The sequence below is a fragment of the Peredibacter starrii genome (genome assembly GCF_034259205.1).
Taxonomy (GTDB): domain Bacteria; phylum Bdellovibrionota; class Bacteriovoracia; order Bacteriovoracales; family Bacteriovoracaceae; genus Peredibacter; species Peredibacter starrii.
Genome location: NZ_CP139487.1, coordinates 949,135 through 970,582, shown reverse-complemented (window position 1 = coordinate 970,582; position 21,448 = coordinate 949,135). Strand labels below are relative to the sequence as shown.

21 protein-coding genes are annotated in these 21,448 nt (G+C 42.6%); 10 read left to right on the top strand and 11 right to left on the bottom strand.

Going from position 1 to position 21,448, the window contains the following annotated elements; all coding sequences use genetic code 11:
- Position 1: 1 nt before the first annotated feature.
- The gene (locus SOO65_RS04810) at positions 2 to 343 is read left to right on the top strand and encodes a hypothetical protein (RefSeq protein WP_321397793.1); all 342 of its coding nucleotides are present in this window, start codon (positions 2 to 4) and stop codon (positions 341 to 343) included.
- On the opposite strand, the gene SOO65_RS04805 is transcribed toward SOO65_RS04810, so the two are convergent.
- From SOO65_RS04805 to SOO65_RS04795, 3 genes are all read right to left on the bottom strand, one after another.
- Positions 340 to 1,002, bottom strand: coding sequence for a Type 1 glutamine amidotransferase-like domain-containing protein (locus tag SOO65_RS04805; protein ID WP_321397790.1), 663 nt, complete (start codon positions 1,000 to 1,002; stop codon positions 340 to 342). The genes SOO65_RS04810 and SOO65_RS04805 overlap by 4 nt on opposite strands.
- On the bottom strand, positions 999 to 2,834 hold the full coding sequence (locus SOO65_RS04800; RefSeq protein ID WP_321397787.1) for a hypothetical protein: 1,836 nt from the start codon (positions 2,832 to 2,834) through the stop codon (positions 999 to 1,001). Before SOO65_RS04800 ends, SOO65_RS04805 begins: the two co-directional genes overlap by 4 nt.
- Positions 2,835 to 2,943: 109 nt before the next feature.
- Positions 2,944 to 3,780 (bottom strand): alpha/beta hydrolase, encoded by an 837-nt coding sequence (locus tag SOO65_RS04795; RefSeq protein WP_321397784.1) that lies wholly within the window; start codon positions 3,778 to 3,780, stop codon positions 2,944 to 2,946.
- A gap of 92 nt (positions 3,781 to 3,872) precedes the next feature.
- On the opposite strand from SOO65_RS04795, the gene SOO65_RS04790 reads away from it, so the two are divergent.
- On the top strand, positions 3,873 to 3,995 hold the full coding sequence (locus SOO65_RS04790; RefSeq protein ID WP_321397782.1) for a hypothetical protein: 123 nt from the start codon (positions 3,873 to 3,875) through the stop codon (positions 3,993 to 3,995).
- On the opposite strand, the gene SOO65_RS04785 is transcribed toward SOO65_RS04790, so the two are convergent.
- Genes SOO65_RS04785 through SOO65_RS04775 form a run of 3 tightly spaced genes read right to left on the bottom strand, consistent with a single transcriptional unit; the run spans position 3,996 to position 7,012 of the window.
- Positions 3,996 to 4,616 carry a M15 family metallopeptidase gene (locus SOO65_RS04785; RefSeq protein ID WP_321397779.1) on the bottom strand — a complete coding sequence of 207 codons (621 nt, stop codon included), beginning with the start codon at positions 4,614 to 4,616 and terminating at the stop codon, positions 3,996 to 3,998.
- 20 nt (positions 4,617 to 4,636) lie between these two features.
- Positions 4,637 to 6,514: an Lnb N-terminal periplasmic domain-containing protein gene (locus SOO65_RS04780; RefSeq protein ID WP_321397777.1), complete on the bottom strand. Its 1,878-nt coding sequence runs from the start codon at positions 6,512 to 6,514 to the stop codon at positions 4,637 to 4,639.
- Between the two features lie 36 nt (positions 6,515 to 6,550).
- A complete protein-coding gene (locus tag SOO65_RS04775) occupies positions 6,551 to 7,012 on the bottom strand; it encodes a DUF3015 family protein (protein WP_321397774.1) in 462 nt (153 codons plus the stop codon).
- 196 nt (positions 7,013 to 7,208) lie between these two features.
- Here SOO65_RS04775 and SOO65_RS04770 point away from each other — a divergent pair, with 196 nt between their 5' ends.
- On the top strand, positions 7,209 to 7,850 hold the full coding sequence (locus tag SOO65_RS04770; RefSeq protein ID WP_321397772.1) for a hypothetical protein: 642 nt from the start codon (positions 7,209 to 7,211) through the stop codon (positions 7,848 to 7,850).
- Here the strand turns inward: SOO65_RS04770 and SOO65_RS04765 are convergent.
- Together SOO65_RS04765 and SOO65_RS04760 are read right to left on the bottom strand one after the other, a co-directional pair.
- Entirely contained in the window at positions 7,847 to 8,377 is a 531-nt protein-coding gene (locus SOO65_RS04765) for a hypothetical protein (RefSeq protein WP_321397769.1), read from the bottom strand. The two genes, SOO65_RS04770 and SOO65_RS04765, sit on opposite strands and share 4 nt — an antisense overlap.
- Before the next feature lie 55 nt (positions 8,378 to 8,432).
- A complete protein-coding gene (locus tag SOO65_RS04760; protein WP_321397766.1) occupies positions 8,433 to 8,711 on the bottom strand; it encodes a hypothetical protein in 279 nt (92 codons plus the stop codon).
- 69 nt (positions 8,712 to 8,780) lie between these two features.
- On the opposite strand from SOO65_RS04760, the gene SOO65_RS04755 reads away from it, so the two are divergent.
- From SOO65_RS04755 to SOO65_RS04725, 7 genes are all read left to right on the top strand, one after another.
- A complete protein-coding gene (locus tag SOO65_RS04755; RefSeq protein WP_321397763.1) occupies positions 8,781 to 9,461 on the top strand; it encodes an alpha/beta hydrolase in 681 nt (226 codons plus the stop codon).
- Complete coding sequence (locus SOO65_RS04750) at positions 9,442 to 9,954, top strand: NUDIX hydrolase (RefSeq protein WP_321397760.1); 513 nt, start codon at positions 9,442 to 9,444, stop codon at positions 9,952 to 9,954. The genes SOO65_RS04755 and SOO65_RS04750 overlap by 20 nt, the downstream gene beginning before the upstream one ends.
- Positions 9,955 to 10,061: 107 nt before the next feature.
- Entirely contained in the window at positions 10,062 to 10,268 is a 207-nt protein-coding gene (locus tag SOO65_RS04745; protein WP_321397757.1) for a (2Fe-2S)-binding protein, read from the top strand.
- 73 nt (positions 10,269 to 10,341) lie between these two features.
- Positions 10,342 to 10,830, top strand: coding sequence for a bacterioferritin (bfr, locus tag SOO65_RS04740; protein WP_321397754.1), 489 nt, complete (start codon positions 10,342 to 10,344; stop codon positions 10,828 to 10,830).
- 35 nt (positions 10,831 to 10,865) lie between these two features.
- Positions 10,866 to 11,276 (top strand): secondary thiamine-phosphate synthase enzyme YjbQ, encoded by a 411-nt coding sequence (locus SOO65_RS04735; RefSeq protein ID WP_321397751.1) that lies wholly within the window; start codon positions 10,866 to 10,868, stop codon positions 11,274 to 11,276.
- 17 nt (positions 11,277 to 11,293) lie between these two features.
- Complete coding sequence (locus SOO65_RS04730; protein WP_321397748.1) at positions 11,294 to 11,791, top strand: DUF4149 domain-containing protein; 498 nt, start codon at positions 11,294 to 11,296, stop codon at positions 11,789 to 11,791.
- Positions 11,788 to 12,759, top strand: coding sequence for a tRNA dihydrouridine synthase (locus SOO65_RS04725; RefSeq protein ID WP_321397745.1), 972 nt, complete (start codon positions 11,788 to 11,790; stop codon positions 12,757 to 12,759). The genes SOO65_RS04730 and SOO65_RS04725 overlap by 4 nt, the downstream gene beginning before the upstream one ends.
- Positions 12,760 to 12,761: 2 nt before the next feature.
- Here SOO65_RS04725 and SOO65_RS04720 read toward each other — a convergent pair whose 3' ends face one another.
- The 3 genes from SOO65_RS04720 to SOO65_RS04710 form a co-directional block, all read right to left on the bottom strand.
- A complete protein-coding gene (locus tag SOO65_RS04720; RefSeq protein WP_321397742.1) occupies positions 12,762 to 14,423 on the bottom strand; it encodes a BspA family leucine-rich repeat surface protein in 1,662 nt (553 codons plus the stop codon).
- A 71-nt stretch (positions 14,424 to 14,494) separates the two neighbouring features.
- Positions 14,495 to 17,395, bottom strand: coding sequence for a DUF8740 domain-containing protein (locus tag SOO65_RS04715; RefSeq protein ID WP_321397739.1), 2,901 nt, complete (start codon positions 17,393 to 17,395; stop codon positions 14,495 to 14,497).
- Between the two features lie 105 nt (positions 17,396 to 17,500).
- Positions 17,501 to 21,358, bottom strand: coding sequence for a tail fiber domain-containing protein (locus SOO65_RS04710; RefSeq protein ID WP_321397735.1), 3,858 nt, complete (start codon positions 21,356 to 21,358; stop codon positions 17,501 to 17,503).
- Between the last annotated feature and the right edge of the window lie 90 nt (positions 21,359 to 21,448).

Sequence of the window (21,448 nt, the reverse complement as noted above, 5' to 3'; positions counted from 1 at the left end):
CATGACCCAAAAAAACCGTTTCGAAGACATCGTTAAAAATGTCGATGACCAATTCAAGAAAATTGAAGAACGCAAAGAAAAGCAGATCCGCATTTCACATATCGAAACAAAAAAACATGAGCCCTCTCCTACCGAAAGACGGGAGAAGAAGCTTAAGCAGCATCAAAAAGACGAAAAAAATCTTGTTAAGGGAAAACTTAAAACTGCGGCAGTGGTCTTTGTCGTAGGTCACATCATGATCATTCCCGCCTACATAAATCATCCCAATCTGATTCCACAGATTTTCTTGGTAGCTTCTTTCTCTTTAGGAGTTATTTGTCTGGCAGTAATTGATTACACTTAATTGATCACAAACTTATGCCCTTCTGAATAGGCATAACATTTCCCAACAAATCTGATCTCATTCCCATCCACCACAATACCTGCCCCATCGGGACAAGCGTAGATGACTTTTTTGTGATTCTTTGAATACTTTTTGAATGCTACATCGTAGCGAGAAGAATTTTTAAAATGCGGAAAGAAATAGAAATCAACCAATCCCATCGACGATAGGTTCTTAATCTTCACACTATTCTCATCACGATCAAATTCCGGATAGGCCGCCATATTAATCGTTTCCGTCATCATAATCGCCCCGGCCGAAAGACCGGTCAGCACCCCACCTCTCTCCACAAACTCGCGAAGTCTCGGCAGCATCTTGGCCTTACGAAGGCTATTTAAGAAATAGAACGTATTTCCACCCGCCATATGAATGGCATCACTGCGAAGAACTTCTTGAAGCATGATCTTGTCGAAGGGCACATCCACCGGAAAGTGAATAAAGCGCGAGATCTTAAACTTTGAATAGTGTTTAACGAAGACCTTAAACTCTTGTTCAGACAGATATGAAGACGAAGGAATAAAAGTCACCACCGGATTTTTCTTTCCGATCAGCTGAACGAAATCCTTATCTAACTGGCGATTGTCTTTATCGTCTCCGCCGCTATAGAAGACAAGCTTCATAGCCCCTCACGACACTCTCGAACAATAGAGTATAAACCCTGCATAATGTTCTTGTGTCGTGGGGGAATTTCATTGGAAACGGTTTTTTGATCCGGGTCCAGGTTCTGATAAGAAGAGAATTGCTGTGCAAGCTGATATAACTCTTCCGCACCTAGTTTTGGACGGAGCTTTTGAACTTTTTGGACAATGAATGTAATCGAGTCACCAGTCACTCTGTCATATTTATTAATAACAGATGAGCGCATCGTCAGTTCTAAAAGAAGCTGAGCGCGAGTCATACCGGTCTCTTTCTCCACGGCGGCGAGCAGGGCCATATACGTGTTCTGGAATTTACTTATTTGTTTTCTACGTACTTCAGTAAGCTTTAAATCACTCTTCTTTGCGTATGAAGACTTAATCACTTCAATAAAATCTTCATCCCTGAGCATTCCCTCTTTTGTCAGATACAACTGAGGCATCTCACGCAGGATATCTCTCATACAGAAAAGAGCATCGCGGTTAATCCCATCTGGAACTTTGTACATTCCACGTTTAGACTTCGATCTCTCGAAGTAGCTAAACGGCTTACGGAACTTCGTCACCAGATGTCTATGGTTCTTCATCAGGAAGTCCTGATGATTCTTTTTAAATCCAATCTTCTGAACAAGATTACGATCTTTACACTCATGGAAATGCTTATCAAAAGTCTTAAGCACATCATGGTTTCTAAATTCAGAGAGAGAGCGCTTCTTACCAGTCGTCAGGAAGTCCGCAATTTGCGCGAAACACTGAACGATATAACGGGCCTTCTGCTTCTGCTCTAAAATTGTAGTTGAATATCTTTGAACGTCATCATAGCGGTATTCAGCATGGAACAGACCGAACTGACGGATCGAACCGTAGTCAATGATCCCGCCATCCATCAGGATGTTATCGCCGTCCCAATCAAGCCAACAAAAAATATACTCATCCTCAAACTTAGCTGATACTGCAGCAAAGTCACGGGCCACTTGATTAGCGAGATAGAAATACTTCTCTTTATTGTTCTTAAACGTCGTTTGCGCCCAGGCCTTATTTTCAATCTGGCGCTCGATATAGTAATCAGCAACTTGTTTAAGTGTTGTGAGATTACCTTGCTTTAAATGTCCAAAAAAGTGACTTGGACGCATAAGATTTGGATTAGCGCGAACGTTAATCGCGAGACCCTTATCAAACTCAATGATCGCAAGCACGCGCTCAGTTTTAAAGCCGTTCTTCCCTAAGACCTCAGAAAAGAAAAGCGTCTCGAGACCCTCTCCTACTTCTGATAGACCACAACCATATGAAATTGACGGATCACCCGTCTGATAGAAGATCTTATTGATGTTACATGCTGGAGAAAGTTTCGTAGCACCAGTACCACAACTTGAAACGTCCCAAGTTGTACCATTACCGCGGAAAGTTCCGTTCCAAATCGAACGACCATCTCCTGAAGTGCGTCCAGTCTTATCCGGATGTTGCAACTGCAGATAACGAGTGGCCATATAAGTATGAGGATGAATCTCATCTTGCGGGAACTTGATCTTGTTCATCTCATCATATTCATTGATGATCACAAGACTGAAGGTTTCGAGGATTTCTTTTTCTAATTCAGGATTTAATTTTGTTTCGTGAGTCTTTGGGAGAAGTCCCATTTCTTTAGCGAGGTCGAAATTGAAGAAAGTGACTTTGCCACCTTTCTTATAACGGGCCTTATATTCTACTCGTCCGCCAGGAACCTGATCCTTGAAAGGATGTTGACCATTAATACGTCCGAACGATGAGTAAGCTCGTTTACCGACTTCATCTGTCGGGCTCTTCTTGACTTGGTTCATTTGGTTTTATCAATCCTCGATAAAGTTCCTAAACAAAAATCTTATGTAAATTATAGGACCTATATCAAAGCTTGACAAAAAAATGTGTGAACTAGGCAAATAGTGCTAATCACCGAGGAACACTATCAACTAAGTCCAAAAACTTCTGGCGATAAATATTCCCATCATGATGATAAGCATCGATGTGCGTCCCATTTGGCATTTTCCAGAGCCACTTCTCTTTGGCCGCGATGCCTTTAAAAATGGTCTTACCAAATTTTGGTGGCACTACCTTGTCTTTCATCCCAACGATGACGAGTGTGGGTTTCGTAATCTTATCGAAGACTTTATCGGCCGCATAAGCATCAGAAACCAACACGTAGGCCAAAGGACTAATAGGATATAAGAACCAATGATCGGTTAGTTTATCAAATGCAATGTCTTGATAAGAAGAGAACGCCGAGTCCATGACGATGAGAGAAATATCATCATAGTGCTTATAGTCTGGGATCGCGCGAAGTGAGATTGCGCCGCCAGTGCTTTGGCCATAGATGACAAACTTTCCATTGCCATGCTTCTGGTTAAACTCACGCGCCTTTTCAAAAGCCGCCAGGGCATCCTTATAAATTCCTGCCTGGGAAGACTTCCCTTCTGACTTCGCGTAACCACGGTAATCGAAGGTGAAAAGGTTGTAACCATGGTCTATCACCCAGATAAGACTGAAAAAATGGGTCGAGATGTTCTGAGCGTTCCCATGAAACTGAACAATAGTTCCCTTGGTTTTATTTGTTTTGGCCGGGAAGAACCAACCATGAAGTTTGGTTCCATCACTTGCTTTGAAGTAAACGTCTTCGTACTTAAGTTTAAATTGGGCCGGGTCTACAAAGTGTTGTGGTGACGGCTGATAGAAAACATGAGAACAACTCTGAAGGAATAAAAGTGCTAAGAAAAAAATACAAGCGCGCATAGTTTCTCTCTTCATCAAATCTTAACTAAGTTAACTTAACCCGAAAATTTCTCTTACTTATTCTCAGGCATAATGAACGCAAAGGAAAGTTTATGAAAATTCTCGCTCGCTTGAGTTTAGTTCTCATCAGCCCTTATCTGGTAGTTGTCTACTGGAGAAACTCGTATAAGAAGCTGGGAAATCTTCACGCTAACTACGAGCTAAATTACGAGTAATTACTCGACGTCGAAGTTAAATGCCTGATCCGGATGAGGTTCAGGTTTAAACGAGTAGTGCCACCATTCCTGTGAAAAGTTCTTAAAGCCCTTACCTTCCATCAGTTCTTTCAATAACATACGATTCTTTTTCTGCTCTTCCGTGATGCTCTTACTATCGGTATTAGATCGCTCATCAAAGAAATCAAAGTGGGACCCCATATCGAGTTCTTTACCGGTTTTTAGATCCACCAGGGTCAAATCAACTGCCGCCCCACGTGAGTGGCTGGATTGTTTAGCGATAAAACCCTGCTCAAAGAGATCTAAGCGAGAAAAGGTTGGATAGTAATGGGCCTTAATCTCAGGATTGGTTTCCGGACGTTTTGCCCATTCCTGGAAAAACTCCACCGCCTTTACAGGACGGTAACCATCGAAGATTTTAAGATTATACCCGCGAGAGAGCGCCACTTTTTGAACTTCGCCTAAGGCCTTGGCGGGTGCTTTCGCCATATAGGCAGCAGTCTTCTTATAACCACGAACGATCTCGCCCGTGAAATTCTTCACCGTCGAGTAATCACTCTGAATAATAATATTCGGACAGGTTTCAGAAAGTGAGATGAATTCAGAAGGAATTTTGGCCATAACGGAACTAGTCTCCACAATTAGTAGAAATACAGCAAGCCCAACTCTCCACCAGTCACCCATACTCGCTCCTGCTCGTAGCCGTTGCCTTTTAAGCTTAGAGATACTGACTCACTCAGATGATGACGAAGTTCCAATTCGTTATACCACCCATAATCCTGGAACATCTTTTTATGCTCATAGGTATTGAAATGATAATAACTCGTGAGCCCTACTAACCATGCATCAGAAGCACGATATCGAGAAAATAATTTTGGCCCAATTCCAAAGCGGTAATTGTTCGTGAATTGGTTTTGAATATCAACTTCACCGTTAACAAGGACCGACATGAAAAGTCGATCGCGTGCAATCTGAAGACTGTTACCAATTGAACCCATCACATAAGCGGCCGGACAATCGAAACACTGAACGCGGTGTAACTGCTTAGCACCTACATCTACTTCCCAAGAAGTTGGAGAGGCCCAGAAATTTTGCTCAGGATAGTTCTTAATATTGAAGATCGTGAAATCCTGGAAGATAAACTTAGGACTCTTATAGTACCGGTCCTGAAGTTTAAAGTTCACCTTACCCATCTCAATTTGAGATGTATTCATGGTTCCGGGAATCGGATCCAGCACATCATGAAGGGCCGCGCGGAATTCAAACCGCGTGTACTTCCCTACCTGATCTGTATAACCTTCCGCCAGTGATAAACGGGTCGGTGAATGGCTGAGGGCAGGATCATCCTTGCGAGTAAGAGATGGATCAATTTCATCATGTGTGATGATAGGATTTTTTGCGCGAGCAGATAAAATATGTTCTTTCTTCGCTTTAGTCTTTGCATCGTCTTGAAGAATCTTTTCAAAATTATAGTAATCGAAGGCCTCAATCGAAACATCCAACACATCAGCGGCCTTCTTATCATCCATGCCCGCAACGAGTGTTTGAGTTTCTTCTGGTTTTGAAGCAATGTCTTTTGAAAGCTCTAAGTTCTTGTCACTTAAATTTGAAGACAGTCTTGTGAGCTTTGAATAGGTTGATTCACGTCTCTGCCCTTCTTCAATCAGTCCCTCTTTCTTCAGCATGCGAACAGTGTCGGCCGGAATCGTGTACCAGTTAAACTGATCCGTGAGATTAGCATCGGGCTTAGCGGCCTCGATGATACTCAAAAGGTGGTAAGAGCAATTTTCATGGAAATAGAAATAATCAAAGTACGTATCACCAAGTTCCCATACGTGATCAACCATTTCTAGAACTTCAGGCATAGTGAGTTTTAAGTCATAGGCCCAAAGGTCACGAAACTCAACGTTGGTGTACTCGCGGATCTTGTAATAGTAAGGAATCGCAGCAAACTTCCCTTCAAATCCTCCAAAGAGACCTTTCACGGCATACAAGAACGGATTCTTCTCATTGGCCACCGCCGAATAGTTAATTCCATAATCCAGCATCTCAGTTTCACGTGGGTTATCGTAGCGACTTAAACGAAGCAAAGTATGACCGAAGGCAGAGTTTGGACTTCCTAGGTAATAAGATGAAAACACCACCGAAGCACGTTTCGCGGCAAGCTTTGAAAAGAAATCGACATACTTCTTACATTGCATGAGGTCCGCTTTCCACGGCATCCCTAGTTGCTGATTCAACCATTTATAACGAAGCGGAAAACGACAAATCGGATGATCATCATTAAGCGCACCAGGAGCACTAAAGAGTTCAATTGTGGTCTCTAGTTCCTTTTGAGGATTAGATTTACCTTCTTTATGCAAAAAGAACTTCGCGCCATCGGCCTCACTTTCATAAGAACCCGTCCAGGTCTTCTTATAATGCAGAAGTCGATGCCATTTTTTGGTTTCGGACAGTTCTTTAGGTGTAGAAGCTGCGATAAGAGAAAACGAGAATAAAAGAGGAAGAATGAAATACATGGGACCTGCTTTTAAGTGCAGGTCCCATTATAGAAATTAGATCTGAGTATTACAAGTAGTTGCAGCAACACCGTTGATGTTGTGAGTGATTTCAGAAGAAGTCGAGTTAGCTGAAGTAAAGATTGTAGAATAGTTAGACTTCAGAGCTTGGCCGAACTGAGCTGCATTTGTACAACCGTAAACTTTAGAAAGACCTACGATTGTTTCACCGTTACCACGAGCGATATCGTTAGCAAGAGCAACTTTGTTAGCTTCAACATAAGCTTCTGCTTGGCCAACTTTTAGAGGAGCTGGAGAATCACAGTTAGAAGTACCAAGAGTGATACCGATAGTTTGTACACCTGTACCGTTTGTAGTAGCAGCTAGAACTTGTTTCCACCAAGTCTGGTCGCCTTCGAAAATCATAGAACCAAGACCACAACCAGCTGAGCCGTATTTAGCAGCAAAAGCAGAAGAAGTCATAAGAGCAACTGCAACAACAACTAATAATTTTTTCATTCCTTCACTCCGTTGTTAAAGGTTAGTTGTAAAAAACAATAATCAATCTAATCCATTATCCAAGGTTGCAAATTTAGTTCAACTGGAAATTTCTTAAGAGTTTCTTTCCTGACTTTTCCGCTTCGCAAATTTTTTAAGCCCTACAGAATTACTTTCACAAGGAAAACATCTATTGGTTTCTAGGCAAAGGAACTTTATGAAGATGTTGCTCCTGCTCGCTATGACGCTCCTTTCATCAATCTTATATGCTCGAGAGTCTCGTCATATGATAACTTTTGGTTCCCAGGGTTTGGGTTGGATGGGATCAGGTGAGCGAATGCAAACAAGTTCCTCCTCCCCTTTTAAAAGGGTTGATCGCCTTCTTAGTGACCTTGCCGTTAATTATGCATATAGACTCTATCCTCGATTTCAAATTGGTGCTTTCTATGAAGGTTATCATTCAGAATATAAATTTAGCCGCAAGGGTGGAGGTGAATCACAACAGGAAGTTGAAGAGAACACTTTGGGGATTTTTCTACTTTATAATTTCAGTAACGATATTCACGATGCTTATTACATTGGTATGAGTGCTAGTAACACTAGTCACGAGGAAGAAATCTCACATGATTTTACAGATGCGGAAGGTAAAGCCCCCATCGAGCTAGATGATACAAATCAAACTTATGAATTTCTATTTGGAAAACGGATACCTATTGTAATGATGGGATTTGATAACCTGTCATTCTCACCACAGATTCGACTTTTCTATAAAACACATGGAAAAGATTTTAATGATCAGGACGTGAAATACGGACTGGGTTTGACGATTATCCCAGTCCGCTTCGATTTATTGTTCTAGTTATCTTTGAAGTGATTGATCGTGAGGTAAGTAAGACGAAGACGTTTTTCAATAGTTTCATCCAGCATAAGAAGCAGATCTTCCAATTCAAAAGTAAGACCCAAATCACAAACAAACTTATCCGCCTCTACTTCGGCCATAAGAGGATCATGGTCCTTATTCCCTTCATGCTCATAAAGCACGAAGGCAACTTCATGGGCAAGGTATGCAACTGCTGCACGTTTATTACTTCTTAATAGCTTTTGAAATTCAGGAAAGACCACAATCGTATTTGCAAGAACCATCCCCTTACGGTGATGCTCTTTCATGGCATAACTTGGAATGAACTCCACTGGATACTTCGTCATCATCGCTTCAAGGATGCCTGAAGGCAAAAGTGAGAAGAGTTTATCGAAGTGGTCACGACATTCAGATTCAAGGATCCACTGATGTTCAGGGAGCGAATAAAAATAGGTTGTGAAGTTTTTGCGGATTTGTGCTTTGTTCGAGCGATCAGTACTAAAAAATTTTTGAATCAAATTCATCATGACGTTTACCTCTCACCTGTCTTTTCGGTAAGAGGTAAAGCCACTGTAGAATTATTTATTGAAAAGGCTGCTCGTCAGAATCTACCATGAGGTTTACTGGACCTTGGTACTTCTCTCCGATAACGCTCAATAGATCACTCGGGATCTTTGAAGCACGGTATTTCTTGCCGTTTGTCGTTCTGATCCAGAAGCCATTCAAGATTTTATCAGGTCTTGAGATGCGAATGGGTTTGATCGAAATGATATGATCAAGATTAAATAACACTTCAATCTCTTCTGACTCCTGACCTTGTGCAGGCTTCGTAGGAAAGATTGTGAACTTTTGAAACTTCATAGAGACTCCTTAAACCAATGAAGCTATTTTATAGTGGATTAAAGAGCTTTGGATTTTAAGGGTAACTTTTTGAAAAATTTACAGGAAACTTCAGAACAACGCTGGCAATTTACCTCCTTCGCCCAGATGGATGGAGTGGTAAGACGAGTGGATAACCCCACCCAGGTTTTCCTGTTATTGCACGGACTTCAAGAGCGCGGAAAGCGTATTTTCCGCAAGTTACTTCCCTACTTGCCTCAAAACTCCATGGTAATCGCCCCAAATGGTCCATTTCCTCTACCTCGAGTAAAGGAAGGTCGTGTGAGCTACGGCCATTCCTGGTACTTCTACGATAAGTTTGAACAGAAGTATTTTTTGAATCAGGACCTCGCTAAATTTTGGCTGCGAGATTTATTGGAAATCGAGAATCCAAATAAACTTCCACTCACTATCATTGGTTTTTCTCAGGGCGGTTATCTCGCTCCTCTCGTCGGAAAAGAAATTAAAGAAACAGAATTAGTGATTGGTCTTAGTTGTGAATTCAGAACGACATTGATTTATGAACCACTGCCTTTTCCAATGGAAGCTATTCACGGAATGAAAGATGAAATCGTCACAGCAAAAAGTGCCATCAGTGAAATTGAAAAGTTAAAACAGAATGGCATTCATGTAGGATGGAATGAAGTGGAAGATGCTGAACACGAGATCACTTCCTCTATCGGAAAAGCAGTTGAAACACTCCTGGAGAAATATGGAAAAAGAAGTTTATAAGGGTCAGATCATTCGAGTCACCGAAGAAAAAATCAACGGCATCGTGTGGGAGCGCGCCTACTTCCCTCATGGAGTGATTGTTTTTCCCATTACTGAGGACGGTAAAATCATTTTGATTGAAGAAAAGCGTCCTCACGAGAATCCACCCTTCAGAATCAAGCCCGTTTCAGGAATTCTTGAGCACCACAAAGGAACCCCAGAAGAAAATGCTCAGCGTGAAATGCAGGAAGAGATTGGTTATAAGGCCGGCATTCTTGAACCATTGATGACTCTTCATGGTTCAGGCACGATTAATCACGCTCAACACTTCTTTATCGCCCGCAATTTGATCCACTCAAAGCTACCGAACCCAGATGGTGAGGACACTATTATGGGCCTTAAGGAATACACCCTGGATGAGCTTCATGAGGCCATCATGACGGATAAACTTAAGTGGTCTATGTCGACCTTGGGTATGTTTCGCCTGATCGAAAGGCTTCGCTCGGGCCAGTAACCCTGCGAAATTACGTTTAAACCTTCAAACGAATAAATATTTACTAATACAATTGTTAGATATGCCGAACATGTGTATACTGCGGTCAATAGGAAGGCGCACGCATTATGTACGTTTGTATCTGTAAAGGCATCACTGAAAAACAAATCCAAGACGCAATTACGTCTCGGAACTCAAATAATCCCAAAGAGATTTTGAAGGCCCTTGGTGTTGGCTCAGATTGCGGTACATGCGTTGAAGATGCTGTTTCTACCCTACTCGAACACAGCGCTAAATCACCCTACGAAATGAAAGACAGTTCAAACAAATCTTAGGTCTGTTGAACTTTTTTGATTCTTCATTTCACCTCTTCTACAATTAATTCAATTACAACTTCTCGAGGTGAATATGAAAGGCTCTCCTGCAATTATCGACGCTCTAAATTCTGTTCTCACAAAAGAACTAACTGCTATTAACCAATATTTTCTACACGCTCGTATGCTTCAAAACTGGGGCCTCGAGAGAATCGGGAAATTAGAATATGCAGCTTCAATCGATGAGATGAAGCACGCTGATATGGTGATTAAGCGTATTCTATTCTTAGAAGGTCTTCCTAACCTTCAAAAGCTTAACAAACTTCGCGTTGGTACTGACATCACTGAAGTGATCGCTGCTGACCTTGAGGTTGAATACGAAGCAGTTCCTCATCTAAAAAAATGTATCCAGCAAGCCGAGTCTGAACACGACTACGCTACTCGTGATCTTTTCCTTTCAATCCTTAAGTCTGAAGAACACCACATTGACTGGCTTGAAACTCAGCGTGACCTGATTAAGGCCGTTGGCGTTCAGAATTATATGCAGTCTCAAATGGATCCAGATAAAGGTGCTGACGAATAATTCCGATAAGGCCCCTATAAGGGGCCTTTTTTTTTATGACCAAACAATTCTTTCTTACTCTTCCTGTATTTAAAAAAGGTTTCCACATCATCACTGACGAGGTCCTAAAAGCTGTGGGAACTCTCCCAGATGCCGGACTTCTTCACGTGTTCATCCTGCATACCTCGGCCGGATTAGCGGTCAATGAAAATGCCGACCAAACCGTTCGACATGATATGGACCGAAGCTTTGATGAACTTGCCCCCGAAAATCAACCTTTCTACCAGCACACGGTAGAAGGTCCAGACGATATGCCCGCCCATATTAAGTCTTTGTTAGTTGGTAGTTCGGTCACAATCCCTATTACCAATGGAAAGCTTAACCTTGGAACTTGGCAGGGAATTTACCTCTGCGAGTTTAGAAAGAATGCCACGCCTCGTAAGTTGGTGATGACGGTTTTAAGTTAGTTTGATACTCCCATGTCATGACCATTCGCCGTCTCATTTACGCTAAGTTTTTAGTCCTCACAGCTATGTGGTGGGGTTGGACGGTATTAGTCGATATCTTTGTTATCCCCACTGTTTTCAGAACGATTGATATCTTTTTTAAGGCCGGCGATTTAGGTATTGCTGTTTTCTCTAAGCTGAACAATTTGGAAGTTTTTGTTAGTTCCATTTTAGTTGCTCTCCTTGCCTATCAAGTGACAAAAAATAAAAAGGCCCTTCCACTTCTAGTGATGAGTATCGTAGCGTGGTTGATCGCGATGACTTACTTCGCGTTCCTCACACCGAAGCTGACTCACGTTACAGAACTTTGGAAGACCGCTGATCTTATGGGTCTCACAGGTGTTGCTGAATATCCTGATCTTCAACAGGCCCACCAGTTTTATCACAAGCTCTATATTGGTACTGATGTTTTCAAATTAGTTCTTCTGACTGTGATGTTGGGTTATGGCATTTGGAAAGAGGAAGAGTGGCGATGAGAAAATTAGCTCCCGTTCCCTACGGTTCTCTATTCTTCGCGCCGATGGAAGGCATTACGGACGATTCATTTCGTAAGACCATACAGAAGCTTTATCCTGAGTGGGACGTGCTTGCCTGTGACTTCTTGCGAGTTCCGTCTGCGGGTAAATATCCTAATAAGCATCTCATTAAGCATTTCGGGAAAGATATTTTTGAGATCCCTTGGATTCAAGATAAGACCATGTTTCAGATCCTCACCTCTCATAAGGCCTTCACGGTTGAGATGGTGAAGCAAGTGGAAGAACTTCAGATTCCTTGGATGGACATGAATATTGGTTGTCCTTCTCCTACAGTTTGTAAAAACCGTGGTGGATCGTTTCTTTTGACTGATCTTGTTTCGCTCAGAGGTCTGGTTCGTTCAGTTCGTCAGAACTATACTGGTCGCTTTACCTGTAAAATCAGAATTGGTTATAACGATACCAATGGCTTTGAAGATTCTATCAAGATGCTAAATGATGAAGGTGTCGAGATGATCACCGTTCACGGACGCACTCGTGATGATATGTACAAGGCCCCTGCTCGTTGGGAATTTATCAAACGTGCTGTTGAGCTTTCTCAAGTTCCAATCATTGGTAATGGTGATATTTGGAAAACAACAGATATCGATCGCATGCTGAAAGAAACCGGCTGTCACGGTGTTATGATTGCTCGTGGTGCTCTTAAAGCTCCATGGATTGCTCAAGATTATCGCCGTGGTTATTTTGAACCAACTAAAGAAGAGACCTTCGCCAAGATCAAACACTTCTTCCATGAATATAGGACTCTCCTGGAGTCTGAGAACATTTCTGTCCGTGGGCTTTTAAAGCAAAGTAAGTCTGTTTCGAGATTCATGCTGGAAGGAATCGAAGGTGCAGAGCCATTGAGAAGAAGCTTGATGCTTTCTCAAACTGTTCCTGAGTTTTATTCCATCATCGAAAATTTAAAATAAGATTATGGCGTACAATTTGCGAAGGCAGGGATTTGCGTCCAGGCAGCGGAATTTTCAAAACTACTACAAGTAGTCACATTAGGATTTACTGTCCATCCGGTTAAGTTTTGATTGTAGGCCGTGGCATTTTGAAACATTGAACTCATGGTCGTTCCAGAAGAAGTGTTCCATGCAGCAAGAGGTTGATTAAAAGCTGACGCTCCTGTGAACATAAATCCAAAGTTCGTGACACTTGATGTATTCCAAGAACCGATTGGTTGGTTGAAGGACGTGGCACCTTGGAACATCGAATTCAAAACGAGGGCCGAAGAGGTATTCCAAGTCGAAATGTCCTGGTTAAATGAAGTCGCAGTTCTAAACATTGACTGAAAAAATTGTACAGAAGAAGTATTCCAAGTTCCAATTGGTTGATTGAAAGCGGATGCCCCACTGAACATTGAATTCATATCTGTGACAGCTGAAGTGTTCCATGTACCAATGGGTTGATTAAACGCTAAAGCTCCACTGAACATCGAGTTCATGTTCGTAACTGCGGACACATTCCAATTACCAATTGATCCATTAAAAGCAGAGGCATTCTGAAACATTGCGCTTAAATTTGTTACACTGCTCGTGACCCAAGAATTAAGGGATTGATTGAAGGCCAATGCTGTATAAAACATTCCACTCATATTAGTAACAGCAGATGTGTTCCATGTATTGAGTGGTTGGTTAAAAGCATAGGCCCTACTAAACATAGAAGACATGTTTGTAACACTAGAAGTGTTCCATGAACCTATTGGTTGGTTAAAGGACATGGCGACTTGGAACATCCCATTCATATAGATAACAGCGGCCGTATTCCAAGAACTAATATTTTGATTAAATGCTAAAGCTCCATTGAACATATTGGACATATTCGTAACAGCAGAAGTGTTCCATGAACCAATATTTTTATTAAACGCTGAAGCGAGAAAAAACATTGCGCTCATATTTGTAGCGGAAGAAGTATTCCATGCACCGATATCTTGATTAAAAGCTGTTGCATTACTAAACATTGATACAAAGCTAATGACGGACGAAGTATCCCAAGTGCCGATAGGTTGATTGAAAGCATAAGCTGCTGCAAACATACCACCCATATCATTGACAGCTGACGTATCCCAAGAGCTAATATTCTGATTGAAGTTGGCAGCATCACCAAACATATAGAACATGCTGGTTACTTTGCTTGTGTCCCAGTGACCGATTGAACTATTAAAATTCGTCGTTTTTCGAAGCATACTTGCCATGCTTACCGGTACTTTAAATACGGGGGCATCGACAGCACTAATCTGTAAATTGGTGCAACCATAGAAGGCCTCGGCCATACTGGTCCAGCGATTCGATCCCCACTGAGTGATATCTAAGAGCTTTTCGCGATCGCCTCCGTTATTAAATCGAAGTCTTGTAAAAATTCCTTTCAATTTAACAGTATAAGTTCCGGGCGTAGCATAAGTGTGAGTAGCAGCGGTAAGGTTGTAAGCCGTAATGATCGTCGTCGTTCCATCTCCCCATTCAACAGTAAAATTATAGGTAGCACCTACGGCCAGAGGTAATTGAATCTGATTACTCGCTGTAGTACCAGGATTGTCAGTTTTCCAGATCATGATCATCGGTATATCTGCATTTTGAGGTCTGCGCATGCGAGTGCCCGTAAAAGCGTGCACACTCTCAAAGAAGAGAAGAAAAATTAAGACGGCAAAGATAAATAAACTTAGTCTTCCTGCCATACCTTAGATCCATACCATACAGTTTCATCTGAAGGTTTTGTGAATTGTACGATAGTTATCTTATTCGCAGTCAGTGAGATTGAAGGGGCGGCCCCACTATCCCACTTCACTGTATCCCCACCATTACCATTAAAATTAACGGTCCGTGATCCAACTGCATCCTGCTTCAAGAAAACGGTGAGTGTGTAAACCTTGGGCCACATTGAAGCAAAAGCAGGTAAATTGATGGTCGCATTTGCATTCAAGGTAATACGCCGAATATTTAGTGAAGAATCCAAAATCGTATATGTGGTTCCTGAGGTCGCGTAAGTTGATATGCCCTCAGTGGAAGCGTTCATAGTGGCAGTACCACTCACATCAAGTTTTTCGGTAGGAGAAGAGGTTCCAATTCCCATTTTTCCAGAACCGTCATCCAGCAAGTTTCGATAAACAGGTGATCCTGGATTCCCAGTCGTGAATGTATTCGAGACCGATCCAATTTTTCCCGAATTATCCCAGGCCAGATATGTCTTAGATGTTAAAGTAGGAATGACTCCAAAAGTCGTGGAAGAATTAGGGTTAAACATTCCTAGCCACCCAGCATTTACAGAATTCATTAAAAACATACCGCCAATATCACCACCGATGTTTTTAACTCTAACAATAGGATCTGTTTTGGTAATATCCAGAGCACTTCCTGGTGTAGCAGTTCCGATACCGACCTTGTCATCTCTGACAACCAACGCATTCGAAAAACTTGAACCTGCCCTTTTGGTATTAAACGAGATGTGATCACTGATATCACTCCAGATCATTTCACCATAATTATTGAGGTCTTCACCAAAAGCAATTCTACTAAATGTTCCTGTATTAACGATGTGAATTTGATTTGAGGTATTTGCAAATAAACTTCCACCAATTGCCAGAGGAACAGTTGGCGAGGTCGTTCCAATACCTATATTTCCAGTAGCACGATACAAGTTTCCACTTGAGGAAGACCATTGGTTGCTTGCACCAGTGATCTGATTGTCCACATATTGTTTATTCACGGCATCTGTTAGATTCACTGGGGGATTCGAAAGTTTTAAAATCCCTGCTGAATTAAATTCCAGAGTCCCAGAAGCAATGGTGTCCCCTGCCTTATTAATTGGAGTAAAACCCAAAGCGGTAGTGATATCGCCGGAAGCAAGTGAGCTCCATACCGAAGTGTTGGCGGCAGTGGTCTTTAAAAATCGCCCAATATCGCCTGCATTCGGCGAAGGTAATAAGGTCGTGTCGATATCTATTGTAGGGTTTCCTGAAACACCATTTCCATTGGTAATATTCGTTCTATTCGTGACCCCTACAATACTCCTTCCCGCAAATGTATCAGCGGCGGTCTGAACAAGAATTCCATTTGTATTGTAGCCCGCGAGTGCTGTGAGTGTGGCATCCACCGCTTGCTTCTCAGTATCGAGTTCGTTTAACGCCGCTTGAACTGTAGTTCCTGAAATAGTTCCCGATGGTGAGTTCGTGATAAGTGAAGCATTGTAATCACCTGATGCCGCAGACACAGCACCTGTTCTACCAAAGACATTTGTGATAGCACTTGCTGGAGTAATCCAACTCATGACTCCAGCAGCTGACGAAGAAAGAATCTGTCCATTGCTCGGGGCCGTTAATGGTAAAGTGTAAGTAATGTTGGCACTTAAGGCAGCTGGTGCTGCTAACGTGACATAATTGGTACTGCTCGATTGAAGTTTTAATCCACCCGTTAGAGCAATGTTCCCGGTAACATCAAGTTTTTCGGCGGGAGAAGAATTTCCGATTCCAACATTTCCTGATCCGTAAGACAAATTTGAAGCATTCGATGTCCAAAATGATGAGCCACTCACCTGTGCATCTACGTAGGCCTTATTAACAGCATCACCAGGATCAGATGGAGAGCGAACACCTGTAATAAAATTATTATTCATATTGATGGCACCGGCCATCGTTCCACCGGCCAATGGTAATTTCGATGCATCTGCCGAATCATTATCCACGGCACATGACCAATAAGTCGGCCCAGTTCCGGTGAATTGCAATTTCTGAAAGGACAAACAGACAGGCACACCATCACCTGGCATCACATTTCCAGAGGAATATCCAATGTTGGATTCAGCCGCGTTCCCCAGTCCTAAGTTTGTTCGAGCAAGTGCAGCAGTGTTGGCGCCAGTTCCACCTTGGGTGAGAGGAAGTTGTGCTACTTCAGTTAAAGCACCACTTCCATCGTTTACTAAAACATAATTAGGAGTTCCACCTGCAAGTTTTGCTCTCGCAATTCCGAAAGCCAGATGTGAATCCAATACTCCGGCAGTGGCGATTGAAATCGTTCCGGTCGTAGTAAATGGTCCACCTGTTAATCCGGAACCTGTTGCGACAGAAGTCACAGTTCCGCCAGTAGCACCTGTGACGGATTTCGGTTCCCACTTGGATCCTGTCCAAGTAAGAACCTGATCATTAGTTGCATCCATTTTAGGAAGTTGATGGGCCATTTGAGCGACAGGAACAGCGTTGATGGTCTGAAAAGAATAAACTCTATCGGGATCGGCCGTTTCATTCGTCACACGCATAACCGCGTCCTCTCCTGCAGGAACGCTACTTAATACTTCATATAAGGAAGAGGTCGGACAAATGAATGCGAGTTTTGCGTGAAAAACTCCATTCGTGAGTGAGACAGCATTTACATCGGAGGTACATCGAATAGTACCGGTGGAACCGGAGTAAGCAACTTCAAATTTTAAATCTACCGGTCCGGTCACTGGTGACCCATCAGAGTTCACCAATCGTCCTGAGTAACTTAACGATTCTGCACTCGCATGACCGGAAATTAACAAGGCCACAACACAAAAAAATGCATTATTAAGCCGTTTAGTTTTTTTCAAGAACTACCTCTTCTTATTCGTCCCTGAATAAGTATAAGGCAGCACAGAAAATTATTAACGAGTTGTTAAAGATTGTGCTTTATTGAAGACAAAGCGGAGGTAAACTTAAGGACGGTTTAAGGACTTTTCGATTCGATCAAGGCGAGCATTCATTTCAGCATTTTGTTTTTTGAGAGCGGCGTTCTCTGCTTCTAATTTTTTTATTCGTGCATCTGTCTCAGCTTTGACAGAAGCTATCTCACGCTTATTCTCTTTGAAGAGATCTTTGATACCTTCGATAAGAAGTGGAATGATCTCGGTATATTTAACTGATAAGTAACCATCGGCCTCCGTCACTGCTTCAGGTAGAACCTTTTTCAATTCCTGGGCAATCACACCTGCCTTTCTTGGATCAGACTCTTTGTCCTTCTTGTATTTATAGGTCACACCATTGAGTTGCATGATTTTTGAAAGCGAGTCTTCAATTGGCTCGATTTCCTTTTTAAGACGTCTATCTGAACTTGAACTCCAGGCCGTCTGACCATAAACGATATAGGCGCCAGCAAGACCATCAGTGTAAACCACAAAGTTTCCGCTACCATTTCCGTCTGGCCCAATTTGCCAGTATCGAGATCCACCTGAGTTATAGGAGTTTCTAATTCTCATGGTCCCGACACCTGGAGAAGCAGAATATCCATTCACATCGAGTGCGGCCTGTGGAGTAATCATATTGATACCGACAGTACCATTACCTCTTACGCTGAAAATATCCGTATTAGCTCCTGAAGCGACTCCAGTACCCGCAGTGAAAATATTATGACCGGAAGATGTGCCTGTCGTTCTTACTTGAAGACCATTACCTGTGACGCCAGAATTGGTATTGATGATCGCCGCAGAATAGCCTGCAGCACTTGTTTTCCAGCTGAATGACTGAGTATTTTGTCCGGTGCCGTTCACATCTCCTACGTTGCTCCACGAATCGGTGTTCGGGATATTTGAAAGCAACGTAACTGGCACGTTTGTTCCAATCCCCACAAAACCGCGCCCTAAGGTCAGTATGTTGTCATTTGTAACAGTTCCATCTGTTGGATTGATGTAACTGAAAACCATTCGACCAGAAGTGGCAGAAGTCCCCTCTGTATGAAGCTTGAATGAATAAGCTGAATTTTGATCAAATAAAATACCACCAGCTCCAGCTACTGTCCCGCTACTCTGAAAACGGGCCGTATAATCTGTAAGAGTGTTACCTTGGCTCGAGACAGTGAGACGTCCTGATGGGGCCGCTGTTCCGATTCCTAATTTATTTGCAACAAACAAGCTACCATCAAACAGATCCAGATTAAGAACTCGAGATCCATTCCCAAAAAGATGTAGAGTGTTCGTTCCAGAGTTGGCACCTCCATCTAACCTGATAACAGAATCCCCATTTGCGAATCCATTACCAGCATTATTGGTATCAGTACCGGTTTGAATATTTAAATAGCGAGAGGTGCTATTATCAACTGCGCGGCCTAATTGTAGAGAACCGTCCACATCTAAACGAGCTTGAGGATTCGTAGTACCTACACCAACATATCCTGAAGAAGAAATTTGAAGCTCACCATCGTTGATAGAAGTTGCTTTTCCTGAGATACCTAATTCTAGAGAGGCCCCTGTGTCGTCATAGATTCGTCCTAGGGCAGAGATCGAACCTCTCACATCCAGTGCCTGGACAGGGGTATTCGTCCCGATCCCAACATTCCCGCCGTTGTAATAAACATTTGTAGAGTTTTTACTCCACACCCCAGAGCCATCAAAGGCTGCTTTGTTGGCAACGATTTGACCTTCTAATTTTCCAAGTGCTTGAAGAAGAGTATCCGATGTACTTACTGGCAGAGCGGAACCAGTTGCATAAGTCGCCATAAGCGCTGCACGCACACGTGAATCTAAGAAGTATAAGTTTGTTCCTTCTGCAACTGCGGTTGTATTGAGAGTCTGCCAAGACTTGTCCCCTCTCCAATACTGAGCTGTTGTTCCGGCCGTGATAAAATCTTGCTTGGCCGTGAATGAAGCCGCAAGCCCACTAATCTTTGTTTGAGCAATGGCAGCACTTGCAGAAATGTCAGCATCAACAATCGCTCCTGCCGCAATTTGAGCATTTGAAACTGTTCCGGTTAAATCCCCACCGACTGAAGTTCCAGAAGCTGAAATTGTTGACCAAGATAAATTTCCAGAACCGTCTGTAATGAGGGCCTGTCCAGAAGTTCCGTTTGTGCCAGGAAGATTAAATGTAAGAGTAGAAGCGAGGGCATCAGGAGCTTTTAACTCGACATAGTTTGCTGTTGTTGATTTTAGACGAAGCTTTCCAGTCGCCGCAATATTACCATCCACATCAAGCTTTTCTGTTGGCGAAGAAACATTGATACCCAAATTACCTTCAAAGTAGTTCTTCTTGGCCGAACCAGGCAGGTACAAGCCATAATAGTTAGAGACCGATCCACCACCTGATCCCGAGTGAACATAAATATCGTAGAGATTAGAGATCGTTCCGGTTTTATAATGTGGAGATAAGTACAATCCATAGACGTCAGTCGTTAATGGAGTTGAAGCGGCTTCGCTATTATAATGTCCATACTGAATGTAATCGCCTTTGATACCCGCAAGTGTTCCATTATCCAAAGTTCCGGGAAGATTATTTCTAAAGGCCACAGACCAGGTACCAGTTAAATTTCCGGCATTGGTAACACCACTTGCGATCGTTGTTTGCCCCTTGAAAACACCACCTAGCAGGCCGTAGGTACCATTGGTCGTAGTATGCTGTCTTAAATCCGCATTGATTGCTCTTCCGTTTGCATTGATTGGGCGAGTCTCAATTTGAAATTTCATATCAGGATAAAAAGAAGAAAGCCCAACTCCCACCATTCCTGAGTTGTTGTTGTAAATATCAGATCCACTTTTAGTCCAAGAAGATGAACCACCGACCTGAGCATCAACATAGGCCTTGTTAACAGCATCAGCAGGATCAACAGGATTTGCGAGATTGATAATGGATTTAGTACCCATATCAATTGAGCCGGTCATTGTTCCACCAGCAAGTGGTAATTTAGTTGCATCTAAATTTGTATCGTTGTCAGCTTCACATGACCAATAAGTTGGTCCCACACCGGTGAAATGAAGTTTGAAGGCCGGAAGACAAACAGGAATATTATCCGCAGGAAGAGCGTTCCCAGAGGCATAGCCAAGGTTGGCCACGGAAGCTGAACCTAGTCCTAAATTCGTGCGAGCACCTGCCGCAGTTGAAGAACCTGTACCACCATTTGAAACTGGAAGTTGTCCGACTTCCGTCATTACTCCTGCCCCGTTGGTGATGACCACTGAGTTAGCAGTTCCCGCTGCTAACTTTGAGCGAGAAATATTTCCGGCAAGATGTGTATCGGTAACTCCACCATTTGCGATGGCAATTGTTCCAGAGTTAGTGATTGTTCCACCTGATAAACCTGTACCAGCAGTGATATCAGTGACGGTTCCACCAGTTGCACCCGTAACAGGTTTTGGTTCCCACTTCGAACCCGTCCAAGTCAGAACTTCATTGTTGTTCGCATTTAATTTTGAAAGACCATGAGCAATCTGTGCTGAAGGAACTGAGTGCAGAGATTGAAATGAATATGTCTTACTGGCCGTTTCATTCGTTACACGAATGGCGGCCGAGTCAGGTGAAACAATCGAGCCCAATACTTGTGAGAGTGTTGAAGCTCCACAATTTAAATCTAATTTCACATGGAACACACCATTCGTGAGTGCTACACTTGAAATTTGCTGAGAGCAAAGAACAGTTGAAGTATCGGCAGTACTCGAAAGATCGAACTTCAAATTCACAGGACCCACAACCGGCGAGCCGTTAGCATTCACCAATCGACCTGAGTAACTTAATGAATCAGCATATGCATAAGAAATGAATGTGATGGCGGTGATCACTAAGAATTTTGAGGTTAATTTAGACCGCACAGACATCGGTTATATCCCATTGATATTTCAGAAGTCTTATCGGCATTTTAAAGAAAGTTATTTAATTAAAGAACGGCTTAATAACCATTG